This window comes from Clostridium sp. D46t1_190503_E9 (genome assembly GCF_015555225.1).
Lineage (GTDB): Bacteria > Bacillota > Clostridia > Clostridiales > Clostridiaceae > Clostridium.
In genome coordinates, this window is record NZ_JADNKB010000015.1 from 1 (window position 1) to 14,835 (window position 14,835).

The window sequence follows — 14,835 nt, forward strand, 5'->3', positions numbered from 1 at the left end:
TGCTGGCATGGCTCAACGGTAGAGCAGCTGACTTGTAATCAGCAGGTTGTAGGTTCGATTCCTATTGCCAGCTCCAGAAAGACTTTAGATTTATCTAAAGTCTTTTTTGTATATAAAATTATACTTTATAGAACATAAATAAAGAAATAGAACATAAATAAAAAAGTGTAACATTAAATTTTTAACATTCAATATTACACTTCTTTTTATTTTTTCTTCAAATTTAATTGAATTCTTATGTCTTCAGAATAAAACTTATATAACTTAAAATTCCCTAGGAGTCTGGAAGAAATTCTTTCAGAATAATTTTTACTTATATCAGGTAAAGATAAGTTTGTAGAAATTAGCATTTTTTTCTTCTTTAATAACTTTTTATTTAAAAAATTAAAAAATTCTGTTGCAGAGAATTCTGTAAGTTGTTCTGCGCCTAAGTCATCTATTATTAGTAGATCACAATTTATTAAAAGGTCTTCTAAATTATAATTATTTTCAAATCTTATTTCTCTTAAATTTTTAATAAGTTCATCTATACTTCTATAAACGACTAAATAGCCTTTATCAAGAAGTTCTTTTGCTACGCAACAACTTAGGAAGGTTTTTCCAGTCCCCGAATCACCATAAAATAACATATTATCATTATTTTTAGAAAAGTTCGGAATAAAATCTCCATTTATATACTCAAGAATATTTTCAATGTTTTTCCTAGGGGTGTACTTATCATCGCTTATTTTATAATTAGCAAATAAAGATAAATCAAAGTTATTGAAGTTATTTACTCTTAGTGAATCTTGTAAATCAGAGTCTTTATAGTAAAGGTTAACTAATTTATTTTTATAGCAAATACATTTTGTACTACCAATGTATCCCTGATCTTTACATTTACTACATCTATGATGAAGTGCTAAATATTCTGGATCATATCCATTGGCTACGAGAGCTTCATACTTTTTAAATCTAAGTTCAACTATTTCTTCTTTCAGACTTTTAAGTTCTAATTCATTTATGCCTTTTAAAATTGACATAGCTAAATTAAGTGATTTTTTCTGAATTAAGTTATCTAATTCTAAGATATCTGGATGATTCTCCTTTATTTCTTTACGTCTTTTTTCTAAGTTTTTTTCCTCTTCAAGTCGTATGTTTTCATATATTAATGTTAATTCTTTTTCATATCCTTTAATCATCATTATCCCATCCTAATAATTTCTTTTCTAAATCATCATAATCATAGTCACGGCCTTTAAAGTTATTGAATCTTAATTTAGGTTTTTCATATGAATTTGATTTTTGAGTGTTAAAATTCTTTTTAGAAGATGAATTTTTATAAGAGGTTTCTTTTTCTTCAATTTGTTTTAATGTTCTTAAGTTATCTTTATTCCAACTGGACAATATTCCATCTATATACTTAAAATCAGCTCTATTTAACCTTTGGAAACAAATATCACATGCTTTTTTTATTATATCTAATGAAAAGTTGTACGATGTAGTCCATTTCTCTAACATATCTTCTTGGGGTTTCATTATATCAGTATTTCTAATTCCTAAGAATTTTAAAATTTCTCTATAAGTACCCCATTTATCTTCAGTTTTTCTTATATAATTTTGAGCGTCATCAATTGTTTTTATATTCATCTCATGCCAAGCTAAAGCAACCTTTTCGATATATCTATGATTTGTTTTTCCTTTAGAAACACAGTACTCTATAAGCAGTAGTATAAGTTCTGAAGAAAACTTAAAATCTTTTTTCCAACTTATATAGGTTGTGAATTCACTAGGGGATAGTGGTCTACCTAACAGTTTTTCTATATCTTTTAGCATACCATTGTTAGATTCATCCGAAAGTTCAGCTAATATATTGATTTCTTCTCTATTAACAATATTTTCAGATGAAAGATCTATAAATTCTATATCAAAGTTTCCCATTTTATCTATTGGAACTAGTTTAATTACTCCTTCTTCATTCCAGTAGTTAAGGGCGTTTATTATATCTGACTCTAATAAGTTCAATGATGTAGCTAAGATTGATGCATTAACACCGATTTCGCCTGTAAAATTATATTTAAGCATAAGAAGATATACTTTAATAAATTCTCCTCTAGCTTTAGGCATATATTTTTCAATAAATGCATTACTGACAGGAGTAAATTTTAAAGGCTTTGATTTAAGCATAAAAGTGCTCATATTTACATCTACCTTTCTAAAATTAATTGTATAGTAAGATAATTATAACAAAGTGGTGAATTAGGCTCAACAAAACTATTGAATATATAAAAAGAATATTATTTCTAAATTTGGCAAAACTAATAGATGTGTTGCTTAACATTATTAATATGAAAGGAGATTTTATGGATACAAAAGGAGACTCGGGAATAATAATTAAATATGTTATATTATCAATATTTAGTGTTATTCTAACTATAAATATTAATTGTATTAAGGTTAGTGCTAATACAAATGATGCATTAAATAATATTGACTTAAATAACTCAAGATATTCTTTATATGATAAAATATCTGATGATAATATATTTGAAAATTTAATTGTTGCATTAACGGGTAAAATAAATGGCTATGAAGTTAAATTGGATAATAAAGTTATAGGATATACTTCAATAGAAAATAATCTAACTAATATAAAAGATTTAGTTTTGAGGAAAGTTATAGACGAAATGAATATCAATGAAGACTCAGTATTATCATTTGAAATAAATGGAGATATAGATTTACAAGAAAGTAGATTTGACTTAGGTTTATTACAGACAAATGATGAACTAGCTAATTATATATATAAATTATCACAAGAAGAATCAAGTAAGATTAAATTAAATGTGAAATATACTACTGAGGAAAATGTAAAAATTCAGCCTAATACAATAATAATACCAAGTGATTCAATGTATTTAGGAGAAAGTAAGGTTGAATATGGAGAAGTTGGATTAAAGAAGCAAGTTAAAGAAGTTACTTATGAAAACAATAAACTAATAGAAACTAAGGTTGTCAGTGAAGAAGTAATAAAAGAGCAAATTAGTAAAAAGATATACAGAGGAACAAAAAATCCTTATGATTATGGAGTTGCTTTTTTAAGTAGCCCAACTAGGGGGGGATACATGACCTCTGGATATGGAGAGCGATGGAACTCTTTCCATAAGGGAATAGATATTGCAGGTAATATAGGAGATGATGTATTAGTTGCAATGGATGGAGAGATTACTTACGCACAGTATAATGACGGTGGTTATGGAAATTTAATAATGGTTAAGCATGAAGATAATATGGTTACATATTATGGTCATTTAAGTGACTTTTACGTTAAGGTAGGAGATAAGGTTAAAAAAGGAGATATAATAGGTGCTATTGGAAATACTGGATTTAGTACTGGTCCCCATTTACATTTTGAACTTAGAGTAGATAATGATCCTGTAGATCCTACCAACTATATTGTACAATAATTTAATAGTTAATATAAAAAATTATAAAATGAAAGGTGCTTAAATTAGTACCTTTCATTTTAATATAGAGTTTATATTTATTTTTCCATCGCCTTGGCAATTCTTTGGCATATCAAGTTGTTCACAAGAGACTTTTAAAAGTGAAATTATATCTTTTGGAGTTAAATCTTCATTATTCTCATAAATTAAAGCACAAATACCAGTTACATAAGCAGCAGCTAGAGAGGTACCACTAAATGTTTTATATGAACTATCAAGTTTTGATGGATAAAGTTTAATACCATCTTTTTCGGAAATATAATTAGTATTAGAGTTTAAAGAAACTATATCAACACATGCTGCACATAAATTAGGTTTTGAATCTTTTTTTAGTGATCCTATAGATGAATAAGTATAAGGCTTAACCTTTGATGTAGAATCATATCCTGAGACTGTTATGCAATCAGGACATAAAGCAATTCCTGTAATTGATCCATCTAAATTTTTATTGCTTCCACTTGGAACTATACAAGTTATGTTTTTACTATTTACTAATGAAACCATTATATCAAAACACTTTTGTAGAAATATATTATAATGTAGAAGCTCAAATGGTAAACATAACAGCTTAATATTATGTTTTTCAGACTCTTCGGAAACCATTTCCATTGAATAAAGTATATCAGATATATATCCTTTACCACTCTTATCAAATGCTTTGTAGCAATATATATTACATCCAGGAGCAACTCCACGATACATACCATTTGATTTTTCACCATTTCCTGCAATTATTCCAGCGGTACAAGTACCGTGACCATTATCATCATACGGATATTTAAGCCCATTTATTAAATCAACAAACATAGATATTCTATTATATGGAGTAACTAAATCAGGATGAGGGTAAACTCCAGTATCTATGATTGCAACACCTATTCCTTGTCCCTTACTTTTAGTTTTACTAGATATTCTTACTTTATTAGCAGTGCTAACACTCATGCCACATAAAAATAGATATTCATCAAAGCAAATATATTCAACCTCAGGATATTCTAATAATCTTTGAATACCTCTGGAATTTAATCTAGCGGATATTATCTTGCAATGTTTTATATTGCTCATAACTTCCCCTTTATAAGATGCGATTTTCTTTATGATACTATCCTGAAATCTTTTATATTTAATAAGTATCCTATAATTATTATAGGGCTTTGATAACATACAACTCTTTAAATTTGTATCTAACTTTTTATTAGAAGAGAACATAATATACTCCTAAAATTAATTACATTATATAGTATATTAAAAGTTTCAATTTTGTTAATATTATAATTTATTATATAAAAAAAGGAGAAGTGCTAACCTCTCCATTTAAATATAACTATTCCTAATATCATTATAGATATTCCAATAAACTCTTTAATATGGAATGATATTTTTTCAGCTCCGAATAATCCGAATGCATCTATAAGCCCTGCAGAAGCTAATTGAGCAACTAGGATTATGCCAATCCCACATGTAGCACCCATAGCGCCAATGCTCCTCATAACAGTAAAAGTAATTATGACTCCAAGGACACCACCAAGTAAATAGAGTTTGTTTACTTCTTTTATTTCTTTAAAGCTACCTTTTCCAAAGAACATCACTATAATTAAGGTTAAAACTAATGCAGTGCCTTGAACTATAACGTTTGTTTCCCAAGTGCCAACTTTTTCTTCTAATTTAGTATTGAATACGCCTTGTAGTGTCATAGATATCCCTGATATTATTGCATATATGATTGCTAGCATATTAAATCACCTCAGGAATAGTATGCCACTTAAAGAAGAGAAATATTAAAAAAACCTTCTATTATTTATAGAAGGTTTTTAATTATATACTAAATAAATGATTCTTTAATTTTAGATTCTGAATAACCTAAAGTAATTCCTAAGCTGATAAAATCTTCAACAAGTGTTATATAATGATCTTCAGAAGGTGATATTATTAAGTCATTTAAATCTATAAATAGATTTAAAAATTGATCGCTCAAACAATAATCATTTGGTTTAATAAGGACTTCTTCGATATGATCGTAATGTCTATCTATACCAAGATTAATTATATGAGCAAAACAATCTAAATATTTCTCAAATAATATTGATTTATTCATTGGTTCATCTTCTGATATCCAATACTTATAACATTTAGTTTCATCTGCTAGATAGCTTAATTTTGTATGTAATTCTAGGTGTTTTCTAGCCCAAATTTTATATTCGCTTAAGTTATTATCAATAATGATTTTTTTATTTTTTTCTTTTTGCGATTCAAAAAAAGATACAATATTCATAAATATCCTCCTGCTTTTAAGGATTTACTATAATATATTTTACAAAAATATTTTACAAATGAAAAGTGCGGTAAACGAATACAAAAAAATAAATTTTTTATATATTAAGAAAATAAAAAAAGTGTTTAAAATAATTAAACACTTTCTGATATTTAATAATCATAAATAAAGGTTCTTTTTTAAAGGATAACTTTTTATTAATGTTTCTCTTTTGTTAGCAGAGAATTTCCATAGCTCTATTCTATCAACTTTAAGAGTTTCACAATTAGATTTAAAATTAACTCCACCATCAAATTTTTTCATATCCTTTGGAAGGTAATTAAGATTAGCTAAAGATATATGCATCGATGGTTCGCTATTGAAATTCTGTATATTAAATCCATGTAATTTTAATGTATCACTCATTAATCTTGTAAGTCTCTTTATATATCCTACATCTTCTATCTTCATATTTAAAGTTTTGCTTGCCTCTGAAACTGATACTTCAGTAGAGAGTTGAACCTTGAAATTTTTGTAGGGTTTAACTATTTTGTCTACAACAACATCCAATTTATCTATATTAGGATTTTCTATTATCTCTAATGGAATGTAAGGTGTTGGAGAATTCCTATTAGCTCTAAATTTTTTAGATAGATTTCTTTGTATAGGATTCAAGTTTTTATAAGATTCTTCATCAAATAATGCCACTAAATAATATTTCATAGCTTTAGCCTCTCATATCAAATTAGTTTATATTTTCATTTTATTTTATGTATTTTAAATGAATACAAACTTTGTTATAAATTATAACATATTAAAATAAATTAAAAAAGATAATATAAAGAAAAGTTCAAATATTATAAAGGTTAGGGAAAATGGTAATTGGAATAAAAAACTCTATTTCCTAAAATTATTTTTATGTTATAATGAGTATTGTAAGTTTTTTAAGAATGTAAATTAAGAATGAAATTTAACAATGGATAATAGTTGAAATAATAGGAAAGATTAATATATATATAAATTATGATAAGGGTGAAATGGATGGAAAAATTAGTTATAAATGGAGGCAAAGTCTTAAAAGGATCAGTTGATATAAATGGTGCTAAAAATTCGGCTGTAGCAATATTACCAGCAGCTATAATGGCTAGCGAAGGAAAGTGCATAATTGATAACGTGCCTGATATAGAAGATGTACATTGTTTAGAAAGGATATTAACCAGCCTTGGTTGTTCAGTAAATAAGATAGATAATAATACTTTAGAGATAGATGCTACTGATGTGAGAAGTGTAGAAGCTTGCACTGATGATGTAAGAAGAATGAGAGCGTCATATTACTTTATTGGGGCTTTATTATCAAGATTTAAGAGAGCAAGAGTTGAACTTCCAGGAGGATGTCCTATAGGGGTTAGACCTATAGATCAACATATAAAGGGATTTGAAGCATTAGGAGCAAATGTTACTATAGAGCATGGAGCAGTTATCGTTGAAGCAGAGCATCTTCACGGAGCAAATATATTTTTCGATGTTGTTACAGTTGGAGCAACTATAAATGTTATGATAGCAGCAACTTTAGCAGACGGGACAACTGTACTTGAAAATGTTGCAAAAGAACCTCATGTAGTAGATGTTGCTAACTTCTTAAACTCTATGGGAGCAGATATAAAAGGTGCTGGAACGGATGTAATTAGAATAAGAGGTGTAGAAAAGTTAACAGGATGCAATTATAGCGTTATACCAGATCAAATAGAAGCTGGTACATTTATGATAGCAGCAGCAGCAACTAAGGGGGATGTAACTATAAAGAATGTTATACCAAAGCACTTAGAATCAATTGCAGCAAAGCTTATAGAAATGGGAGCTATGGTTGAAGAAGGTGATGATAGTGTTAGAGTATATGTTGAAGGAGATCTAAAAGGAGTTAATGTAAAGACTGCTCCATATCCAGGATTCCCAACAGATGTTCAACAACCAATGTCAGCTTTATTAAGTATAGTACCTGGTAAAAGTTTAATAGCTGAAAGTATATGGGAAAGTAGACATAAGCATATAGATGAGCTTAAGAAAATGGGAGCTACTATAAAAGTAGAAGAAAGAACAGCTATAATAGAGGGTTGTGAAAAGCTAGTAGGAGCTAAAGTTATAGCTACTGACTTAAGAGCTGGAGCAGCTATGGTAATAGCAGGTTTAGTTGCAGAAGGAGTAACTGAAATATTAGAAATAGAACATATAGATAGAGGATATCCGCATATTGAAAATAAGTTTACTGCATTAGGCGCAGACATAATGAGAGTAGCGGAATAATATCTGCATGGGGGATAGTAAAATGAAGTTTTGCTCATTATACAGTGGGAGCAGCGGCAACAGTATATTTGTTGCTTCAGAACATGCAAAGATATTAATAGATGCGGGTTTACCAGGAAAGAAGATAGATGATGCCTTAAGGAGTATTGGAGAAAATCCAAGCGAGATAGATGGAATATTTGTAACCCATGAACACTCTGATCACATAAAGGGAATAGGGGTATTATCTCGCAAATACGATATTCCTATATATAGCAATGCAGATACATGGATGGCTATGGAAGGAAATATAGGAAAAATAAAAGAGCATAATATAAGAATAATGGATAGAAGGTCAACACTGTCTATAAATGATTTAGATATAATATCATTTAACATACCTCATGATGCAGTTGCTCCAGTTGGATATACTATGCACCATAATGGTAAAAAAGTTAGTGTTACTACAGACTTTGGAATATATACAGAAGAAATACGAGATAATATAAAGGATTCAGAAGTCATATTATTAGAGAGTAATCATGATGTAAATATGCTAAAGTTTGGACCATATCCTTATAGTTTAAAAAGAAGAATACTAAGTGAGGTTGGGCATTTATCTAATGAGGATTGTGGTAAGGCAATAGTAGACTTAATTAGATATAAGCCAAACAAAAAATTGATATTAGGACATTTAAGTGGAACTAATAATCATCCAGATTTAGCTCTAGAAACAGTTAGTTCTGTATTGAAGGAGCATGGTATAATACCTAAAGAGGATATTGACTTAACTATGGCTAATAGACATAGCCCAAGTAATCTAATAGAAGTTTAGTTATAAGGAAGAAGATGAATTATTATGAATAGTAAGGAAATATATGCATGTAAGGTTCACATTGATGATGCAATGGATGATTTAATTAACTATGAGGAAACTTTTCCTATTATGGAAAAGGTTAAAGATGGAAAATGTAGTTATTGTAGTGAAAATGCAGAGTACATAATTAAAGCGAATGAGTAAAAATAATAAATTAATATAAAACCATTAAAAAGGAGAAGGAACTTATGAGTTTATATAAACAATGGACAGATATGGTAGTTGAGTATGTTAAGACAAAGGGAGAACAAGCTTTTTGGAATGAGTATATGGAAATTGAAAAGGCTATATACAAAGATATATTAGCAAAGCACAAGGAAAATTATACTTTTACAATTAATGATTTAGCTAATAAGCATAATACAACTCCAGAATTTATTATGGGATTCGTTGACGGAATAAACGATAGTTTAAAGAATGGCCTTGATTTAGAAGCTTTAACAGCTACAGATGAAATAACATTAGATGTAGATTTAGAGAAATTATATTACAATATGTTAGATGCAAAAGCAGAATATCTATACTCTTTACCTCAATGGGAAGGAATATTCTCACCAGAAAAGAGAAAAGAAATTCAAAAGAAATATAGAGAATCTGTTATGGTAAGAAATGAAAATAAAATAGGAAGAAATGATCCTTGCACATGTGGAAGTGGAAAGAAATATAAAAAGTGCTGTGGAAAATAGTTTAAAATAAAAGAGGCCTATATTTAAATAGGTCTTTTTTTGCTGCAAATAGGTATATTTAAATATCTATTTAATAAGTTTATAATAGTTATAAAGGATATTTAAACTATTAATATTTAATCTATATTATAAATATTTGGGGGAGCTATATATGGACAATAATTTAAAATGGGTTAATGAGCAAAAGATAAATAGAACTATAGAAGCATTAAATAATAATAATATAAACGGATATTTAGTAAATACAAAGGATGAATTAATAAAAAAGATAACTGAGATTGTTAAAAAGGGAGCAGTAGTGTCTTGTGGAGGATCTATGTCTCTTTTTGAGTATGGAGTTATAGATCATTTAAGAAGCGGAAGATATGAGTTTCTAGATAGATATAAAGAGGGACTAACTTCAGAAGAAATTACTAGAATATTCAAAGAAAGCTTTTTAGCAGATGCATACTTTGCAAGTAGTAATGCAGTAACTGAAGATGGAAAGTTATATAATGTTGATGGCAATGGAAATAGAGTTGCAGCAATGTTATTTGGGCCTGATAAAGTTATTCTTTTAGTTGGTGTAAATAAGATTGTTAAAGATATTGATGAAGCTGTTAAAAGAAATAGGGAAATAAGTGCGCCATCTAATGCAAAGAGATTAAATAAAAAGACTCCATGTGCTAAGGTTGGATATTGCATAGATTGTAAAAGTAATGAAAAGATATGTAGAGAGTTTACTGTTATAGCAAGTCAAAGCAATAAGGACAGAATGCATGTAATATTTATGAATGAAAACATAGGATATTAGAGAGCAGTAATTTATAAAACTAGGGAACAATTAATTATAATGAAATTGGAAGTTAAGAAGTGAAAGTGTATATTTAAAATTTAGTTTTAAAACACATCATTTCTTAATTTTTGTGTCAAAAATTCTTGTATTAAATAAAATTATATTATAAGAATTTATAAGGTAGGAGATATATATGTTTAATATGTTCCCTTTTTTGATTAATAACATGATGGGTGGCATGTTTAATGGAAGTACAAGTAGTGGAAATAATAATATAAATAATAATTATAATAATGGTTATGGATATACTAGTTTTAGTAACGGAAGTGATATGATTGGTATTTTGGGAGGAACGTTTAATAGTGTATTCAATCAAGTTTTCACAACATTAATCACAAATGAGGATTTAATAAATAACATAGTTGATACAGTTTTAAATAGTGATGTTGTAAATTCTGTTTTAGAGAGCATAGAGGATGATGAGCTAGATTTAGATTTTATTGATTATGGTGATAGGTACTTAATAGAAGGAAAATTAGTTGGACTAGATAAGAAAGATATAGATATAGATTATGAAGATGACCACATAAGAATAAAGATTAAGAGAAATCAAGTTTTCAATAATGGAAATTCAATGGTTGCAATCTTTCAAGAAGGATCTAATCTAGAAAAGAGCTATTATGTGCCAAATGTTGAAGCAAATAAAATTCAAGCTGTTTATAATGCAGATGTTCTAAGAATTTATTTAAAGAAGAGACCACCTGTAGATAAAGATACAACAATTATAGATGTAGAAAATTTTACTGATGCAGATGATATTATAGAAATAGATACCTATATAGATTCAAAATAATAAAATAAACACATATGAGGAGAAAATAGTATGAATATAACAATAATTTCAGTAGGTAAATTAAAGGAAAAATACCTAAAGCAAGCTATTGATGAATACTCAAAGAGGTTAAGCAGATATTGTAAATTAGATATTATAGAGCTTCCAGACGAAAAAACTCCAGATAATGCATCTGAAAAGGAAGAGTTACAAATAAAAGATAAAGAGGGAGAACTTATACTATCTAAAATAAAAGATAATATGTTTGTAATTGCAATGGATTTAAAAGGAGAAAATTTAACTTCAGAGCAATTTGCAAACTACATAGAAAACTGTGGCGTTATGGGCAATTCTAATATTGCTTTTATAATAGGTGGAAGCTTAGGGATATCACAAAGAGTTATAAAAAGAGCTAACTATAAGCTTTGTTTTTCTAAGATGACTTTTCCTCATCAATTATTTAGAGTTATGCTATTAGAGCAAATTTATAGAGCATTTAGGATAATGAAGAATGAACCATATCACAAGTAAATGATGTTTTTAGTCTTAACTATTGAAATTACTTAGTTAAGACTATTTTTTATAGGGGGAAATATCTACAGTATTAAATATATTTATGCAGTTGAAGTAAAATCATTATGTGTTTAACATAAATTTAACATAATAGAAGACAAAACATTAAGATAAATTGTGATAAAATATTTAAGGTGTAATATATATATCTATTTGAAGGGAGATATACTAATGAGTAATAAGAAAATGCATAAATTATTTTTAATGCTTTTAAATATTTCTAATAACTTAAAAGATGGAGGAAAATATTTTTATGATTATAAAATTAATGAAGAGAAAGATCTTGATGTGTTTAGATTAAAAATGAAAGAATTTGAGGATAAAGGTGATGAATTACTTGATGAATTAACTAAGGAATTAATTAACCTTTTTATTACTCCAATTGAACGTGAGGATGCTTTAGAACTTGCAACTCATATAGATCAAATTCTTAATGGATTTGAAGAATGTGCATCTCGATTTTACATATATAAAATATATAAAATAGACAGTTATATGTTAGAATTTAGTGATTTATTAAATAAGTGTGTAATTGAAATATATAATGCTGTAGAATTACTTTCACAAAAAAGGCTTACAGAAATAAGACAACACACAATTAAAATTAAAGAATATGAGAAAAAATGTGATGTTATTGAAAGAAATGCAATAAAGGAACTTTTTGAAAACGAAAAAAATCTTTTTACGCTTATTCAATATAAAGAGATTTACGAAATTCTTGAGAACATTGCTGATGAGTGTCAAAAGGTTGGAAAAGTTCTTGAAACAGTAATAATGAAAAATGCATAAGGAGATTTAAAATGACATCATATTTATTAGTTGGTTTGACTGTTATTCTTGCATTACTTTTTGATTTTATTAATGGATTTCACGATACTGCAAATGCAATTGCAACTGCAGTTTCAACTAAAGCATTAAGTCCAAAACGTGCAATAATCACTGCTTCGTGTATGAATTTTCTTGGTGCAATACTTTTTACAGGTGTTGCGAAAACAATTGCTAAGGATATAGTAGATGTTGCAAATATACCTGATTTAACAGTAGTTATAATTGCTGCACTTATTTCAGCAATAGCTTGGAATCTTATTACTTGGTACTTTGGAATACCTAGTAGTTCATCTCATGCACTTATTGGTTCAATAGCAGGAGCGGCAATAGTAGCAGCAGGATTTGGATGCATAAATTTAAAAGGATTCTTAAACATAATTAAATCATTGATTATATCACCTATACTTGCTCTTGTTGTAGGATATATAGTGTTTACTATTTTTAAATATTTATTTAAAAACTTAAATCTTTCAAAGGCAAATAGAGGTTTTAGAAGAATTCAAGTTGTTACAGCAGCAATTCAATCTTTTGCTCATGGAACTAATGATGCACAGAAATCAATGGGGATAATATCAATGGCTTTAGTAAGTTGTGGACTAGCTAAATCAGGAAGTATTCCATTTTGGGTTCAAGTTTCCTGCGCCGCAGCTATGGCACTTGGAACTTCAATTGGAGGATGGAGAATAATAAAAACTGTCGGAACACAAATTATGAAAATAAGGCCTGTTAATGGTGTTGCTGCGGACTTATCTTCAGCAATAATTATATTCGGGGCATCAAAAATTGGACTACCTGTAAGTACAACTCATGTTATTTCATCCTCAATAATGGGCGTTGGTTCTGCTCATAGAGTTAAAGGAGTAAATTGGGATACAGGTAAGAGAATGGTAATTACTTGGTTTATTACACTTCCAATATCAGCTACAATTTCAGCAATAGTATTTAGTATAATAAAAATATTTTTATAATTCTTTAAAATGGCACAGTATAGTAGAATATAGCTACACTGTGCTATTTTATTATATAAAAAAGTCGCATTTAAAATTGATAAGGAGAACCATGCCATAAATAAGTTAGGGTTTTACTAAAGTTTTAAATAGATAAATATTGATAAGATATTGAAGCTTTTTAGAGAATTATTACGTGTGTAAATGAATATAAAATTAATGTGTTCAGATTTGTTTAATGAGATTTTACTATATAGTGATTATCATCAGTGCTGAATTTTGTTTAGGGATTAAATAATAACACAGATAATCAACTATGTTTTTTTATTTTCAATTAGTTAAATTTGATTATGACAACTCAAATAATTATAATGCTGAGGTTCATATAAAAAGTGAGTTAGATAAATATGCATTAATAGGTGTAATTTTTTAATCATTTATGAGCAACCTAGATATTAAGAGGTTAATTATTTTACAAAAACTTTTTATGTAAATAAAAAAATACTATAAACCGGAGGATAAAATGAAAAAAGTAGCATTAGCAACAATTATAATTATCATTGGTATAAGTTTAGGAGGTTGTAATAATTCAGCAAAGTTAAATAATGTAGACGAAACCAATAAGAAAATAACAATTGAAGAAGCTAAGGAAATAGCTTTAAAGCATGCAAATTTAACAAGTGATCAAGTTTCCTTCATTAGATCTAAAAAAGATACGGATAATGGAATAGAAAAATATGATATAGAATTTTATCATGAAAATAAGGAATATGATTATGAAATAAATGCAACTGATGGGCAAATAATTGAATATGACTATGAGGTAGAAAATTATGATATACCTCAAAAACAAGAGCAGAATTCAAACATAAGTGAAATAACTGTAGATAAAGCGAAAGAAATAGTATTGAAGCATTCAAATCTAACAAGTGATCAAGTTTCATTTAAAAAAGTAGAGTTAGATTATGATGATGGTATTAAAAAATATGATATAGAATTTTACTTTAATAATAAGGAATATAATTATGAAGTAGATGCTAATTCTGGAGATATACTAAAATATGAGCAGGATTAAAGCTTGGTATTTTAGAGTTTACTTATAAATATTAAAATTTTATGCTATGAAGCATTTATTAAAATAGTATAAGGAATAAAATAAGGAAATAACTTAAAGTAGTTACTAGAGATTTATATCAAGTAACTACTTGATTTTTTATATAGTTCAAATTTAATATAAAAATCTTCACTATTATAGGTTATTAGAGATAAGTATATTTTTAAGGAAAGGATTATATACTGAA

General features: G+C 27.7%; 17 protein-coding genes and 1 tRNA gene. 12 read left to right on the forward strand and 6 right to left on the reverse strand.

All coding sequences use genetic code 11. The annotated features are described in order from the left end of the window. Window position 1: 1 nt before the first annotated feature. Window positions 2-76, forward strand: a tRNA-Thr gene (locus tag I2E83_RS15370). A gap of 130 nt (window positions 77-206) precedes the next feature. Here I2E83_RS15370 and I2E83_RS15375 read toward each other — a convergent pair. Both I2E83_RS15375 and I2E83_RS15380 read right to left on the reverse strand, forming a co-directional pair. Continuing rightward, window positions 207-1,181, reverse strand: a complete 975-nt coding sequence (locus tag I2E83_RS15375; RefSeq protein WP_195266093.1) for an ATP-binding protein — start codon at window positions 1,179-1,181, stop codon at window positions 207-209. Continuing rightward, a complete protein-coding gene (locus tag I2E83_RS15380) occupies window positions 1,174-2,178 on the reverse strand; it encodes a DnaD domain protein (protein ID WP_195265984.1) in 1,005 nt (334 codons plus the stop codon). Before I2E83_RS15380 ends, I2E83_RS15375 begins: the two co-directional genes overlap by 8 nt. Window positions 2,179-2,342: 164 nt before the next feature. Here I2E83_RS15380 and I2E83_RS15385 point away from each other — a divergent pair, with 164 nt between their 5' ends. Continuing rightward, complete coding sequence (locus I2E83_RS15385) at window positions 2,343-3,446, forward strand: peptidoglycan DD-metalloendopeptidase family protein (RefSeq protein WP_195265986.1); 1,104 nt, start codon at window positions 2,343-2,345, stop codon at window positions 3,444-3,446. 54 nt (window positions 3,447-3,500) lie between these two features. On the opposite strand, the gene I2E83_RS15390 is transcribed toward I2E83_RS15385, so the two are convergent. From I2E83_RS15390 to I2E83_RS15405, 4 genes are all read right to left on the reverse strand, one after another. Next, complete coding sequence (locus tag I2E83_RS15390) at window positions 3,501-4,694, reverse strand: S8 family serine peptidase (protein ID WP_195265988.1); 1,194 nt, start codon at window positions 4,692-4,694, stop codon at window positions 3,501-3,503. Window positions 4,695-4,786: 92 nt separating this feature from the next. Beyond that, a complete protein-coding gene (locus I2E83_RS15395; protein ID WP_195265990.1) occupies window positions 4,787-5,218 on the reverse strand; it encodes a DMT family transporter in 432 nt (143 codons plus the stop codon). A gap of 89 nt (window positions 5,219-5,307) precedes the next feature. Continuing rightward, entirely contained in the window at window positions 5,308-5,757 is a 450-nt protein-coding gene (locus I2E83_RS15400) for a dUTP diphosphatase (RefSeq protein WP_195265992.1), read from the reverse strand. A 159-nt stretch (window positions 5,758-5,916) separates the two neighbouring features. Further along, window positions 5,917-6,459 (reverse strand): hypothetical protein, encoded by a 543-nt coding sequence (locus I2E83_RS15405; protein ID WP_195265994.1) that lies wholly within the window; start codon window positions 6,457-6,459, stop codon window positions 5,917-5,919. A gap of 318 nt (window positions 6,460-6,777) precedes the next feature. On the opposite strand from I2E83_RS15405, the gene I2E83_RS15410 reads away from it, so the two are divergent. From I2E83_RS15410 to I2E83_RS15455, 10 genes are all read left to right on the forward strand, one after another. Further along, complete coding sequence (locus I2E83_RS15410; RefSeq protein WP_195266003.1) at window positions 6,778-8,037, forward strand: UDP-N-acetylglucosamine 1-carboxyvinyltransferase; 1,260 nt, start codon at window positions 6,778-6,780, stop codon at window positions 8,035-8,037. Between the two features lie 22 nt (window positions 8,038-8,059). Beyond that, a complete protein-coding gene (locus tag I2E83_RS15415; RefSeq protein WP_195266005.1) occupies window positions 8,060-8,851 on the forward strand; it encodes an MBL fold metallo-hydrolase in 792 nt (263 codons plus the stop codon). A 24-nt stretch (window positions 8,852-8,875) separates the two neighbouring features. Next, a complete protein-coding gene (locus I2E83_RS15420) occupies window positions 8,876-9,037 on the forward strand; it encodes a CxxH/CxxC protein (protein ID WP_195266007.1) in 162 nt (53 codons plus the stop codon). A 44-nt stretch (window positions 9,038-9,081) separates the two neighbouring features. After that, window positions 9,082-9,579, forward strand: coding sequence for an SEC-C metal-binding domain-containing protein (locus I2E83_RS15425; protein ID WP_195266009.1), 498 nt, complete (start codon window positions 9,082-9,084; stop codon window positions 9,577-9,579). A gap of 151 nt (window positions 9,580-9,730) precedes the next feature. After that, window positions 9,731-10,372 (forward strand): lactate utilization protein, encoded by a 642-nt coding sequence (locus I2E83_RS15430; protein WP_195430764.1) that lies wholly within the window; start codon window positions 9,731-9,733, stop codon window positions 10,370-10,372. Window positions 10,373-10,547: 175 nt separating this feature from the next. Next, entirely contained in the window at window positions 10,548-11,207 is a 660-nt protein-coding gene (locus I2E83_RS15435) for an Hsp20 family protein (protein WP_195266013.1), read from the forward strand. A 30-nt stretch (window positions 11,208-11,237) separates the two neighbouring features. Next, window positions 11,238-11,717 (forward strand): 23S rRNA (pseudouridine(1915)-N(3))-methyltransferase RlmH, encoded by a 480-nt coding sequence (gene rlmH / locus I2E83_RS15440; RefSeq protein ID WP_195266015.1) that lies wholly within the window; start codon window positions 11,238-11,240, stop codon window positions 11,715-11,717. Between the two features lie 213 nt (window positions 11,718-11,930). Then, window positions 11,931-12,548, forward strand: a complete 618-nt coding sequence (locus I2E83_RS15445) for a DUF47 family protein (RefSeq protein WP_195266017.1) — start codon at window positions 11,931-11,933, stop codon at window positions 12,546-12,548. An 11-nt stretch (window positions 12,549-12,559) separates the two neighbouring features. Then, entirely contained in the window at window positions 12,560-13,555 is a 996-nt protein-coding gene (locus I2E83_RS15450) for an inorganic phosphate transporter (RefSeq protein ID WP_195266019.1), read from the forward strand. 502 nt (window positions 13,556-14,057) lie between these two features. Next, the gene (locus I2E83_RS15455) at window positions 14,058-14,609 is read left to right on the forward strand and encodes a PepSY domain-containing protein (protein WP_195266021.1); all 552 of its coding nucleotides are present in this window, start codon (window positions 14,058-14,060) and stop codon (window positions 14,607-14,609) included. Window positions 14,610-14,835 lie beyond the last annotated feature (226 nt).

What these genes read in the sequence shown, in the direction of transcription:
- I2E83_RS15445 (WP_195266017.1), top strand. Translation starts at nt 11,931, where the DNA reads ATGAGTAATAAGAAAATGCATAAATTATTTTTAATGCTTTTAAATATT.
- I2E83_RS15415 (WP_195266005.1), top strand. Translation starts at nt 8,060, where the DNA reads ATGAAGTTTTGCTCATTATACAGTGGGAGCAGCGGCAACAGTATATTT.
- I2E83_RS15400 (WP_195265992.1), bottom strand. Translation starts at nt 5,757, where the DNA reads ATGAATATTGTATCTTTTTTTGAATCGCAAAAAGAAAAAAATAAAAAA.
- I2E83_RS15395 (WP_195265990.1), bottom strand. Translation starts at nt 5,218, where the DNA reads ATGCTAGCAATCATATATGCAATAATATCAGGGATATCTATGACACTA.
- I2E83_RS15405 (WP_195265994.1), bottom strand. Translation starts at nt 6,459, where the DNA reads ATGAAATATTATTTAGTGGCATTATTTGATGAAGAATCTTATAAAAAC.
- I2E83_RS15385 (WP_195265986.1), top strand. Translation starts at nt 2,343, where the DNA reads ATGGATACAAAAGGAGACTCGGGAATAATAATTAAATATGTTATATTA.
- I2E83_RS15420 (WP_195266007.1), top strand. Translation starts at nt 8,876, where the DNA reads ATGAATAGTAAGGAAATATATGCATGTAAGGTTCACATTGATGATGCA.
- I2E83_RS15375 (WP_195266093.1), bottom strand. Translation starts at nt 1,181, where the DNA reads ATGATTAAAGGATATGAAAAAGAATTAACATTAATATATGAAAACATA.
- rlmH (WP_195266015.1), top strand. Translation starts at nt 11,238, where the DNA reads ATGAATATAACAATAATTTCAGTAGGTAAATTAAAGGAAAAATACCTA.
- I2E83_RS15450 (WP_195266019.1), top strand. Translation starts at nt 12,560, where the DNA reads ATGACATCATATTTATTAGTTGGTTTGACTGTTATTCTTGCATTACTT.
- I2E83_RS15455 (WP_195266021.1), top strand. Translation starts at nt 14,058, where the DNA reads ATGAAAAAAGTAGCATTAGCAACAATTATAATTATCATTGGTATAAGT.
- I2E83_RS15425 (WP_195266009.1), top strand. Translation starts at nt 9,082, where the DNA reads ATGAGTTTATATAAACAATGGACAGATATGGTAGTTGAGTATGTTAAG.
- I2E83_RS15430 (WP_195430764.1), top strand. Translation starts at nt 9,731, where the DNA reads ATGGACAATAATTTAAAATGGGTTAATGAGCAAAAGATAAATAGAACT.
- I2E83_RS15410 (WP_195266003.1), top strand. Translation starts at nt 6,778, where the DNA reads ATGGAAAAATTAGTTATAAATGGAGGCAAAGTCTTAAAAGGATCAGTT.
- I2E83_RS15390 (WP_195265988.1), bottom strand. Translation starts at nt 4,694, where the DNA reads ATGTTCTCTTCTAATAAAAAGTTAGATACAAATTTAAAGAGTTGTATG.
- I2E83_RS15435 (WP_195266013.1), top strand. Translation starts at nt 10,548, where the DNA reads ATGTTTAATATGTTCCCTTTTTTGATTAATAACATGATGGGTGGCATG.
- I2E83_RS15380 (WP_195265984.1), bottom strand. Translation starts at nt 2,178, where the DNA reads ATGAGCACTTTTATGCTTAAATCAAAGCCTTTAAAATTTACTCCTGTC.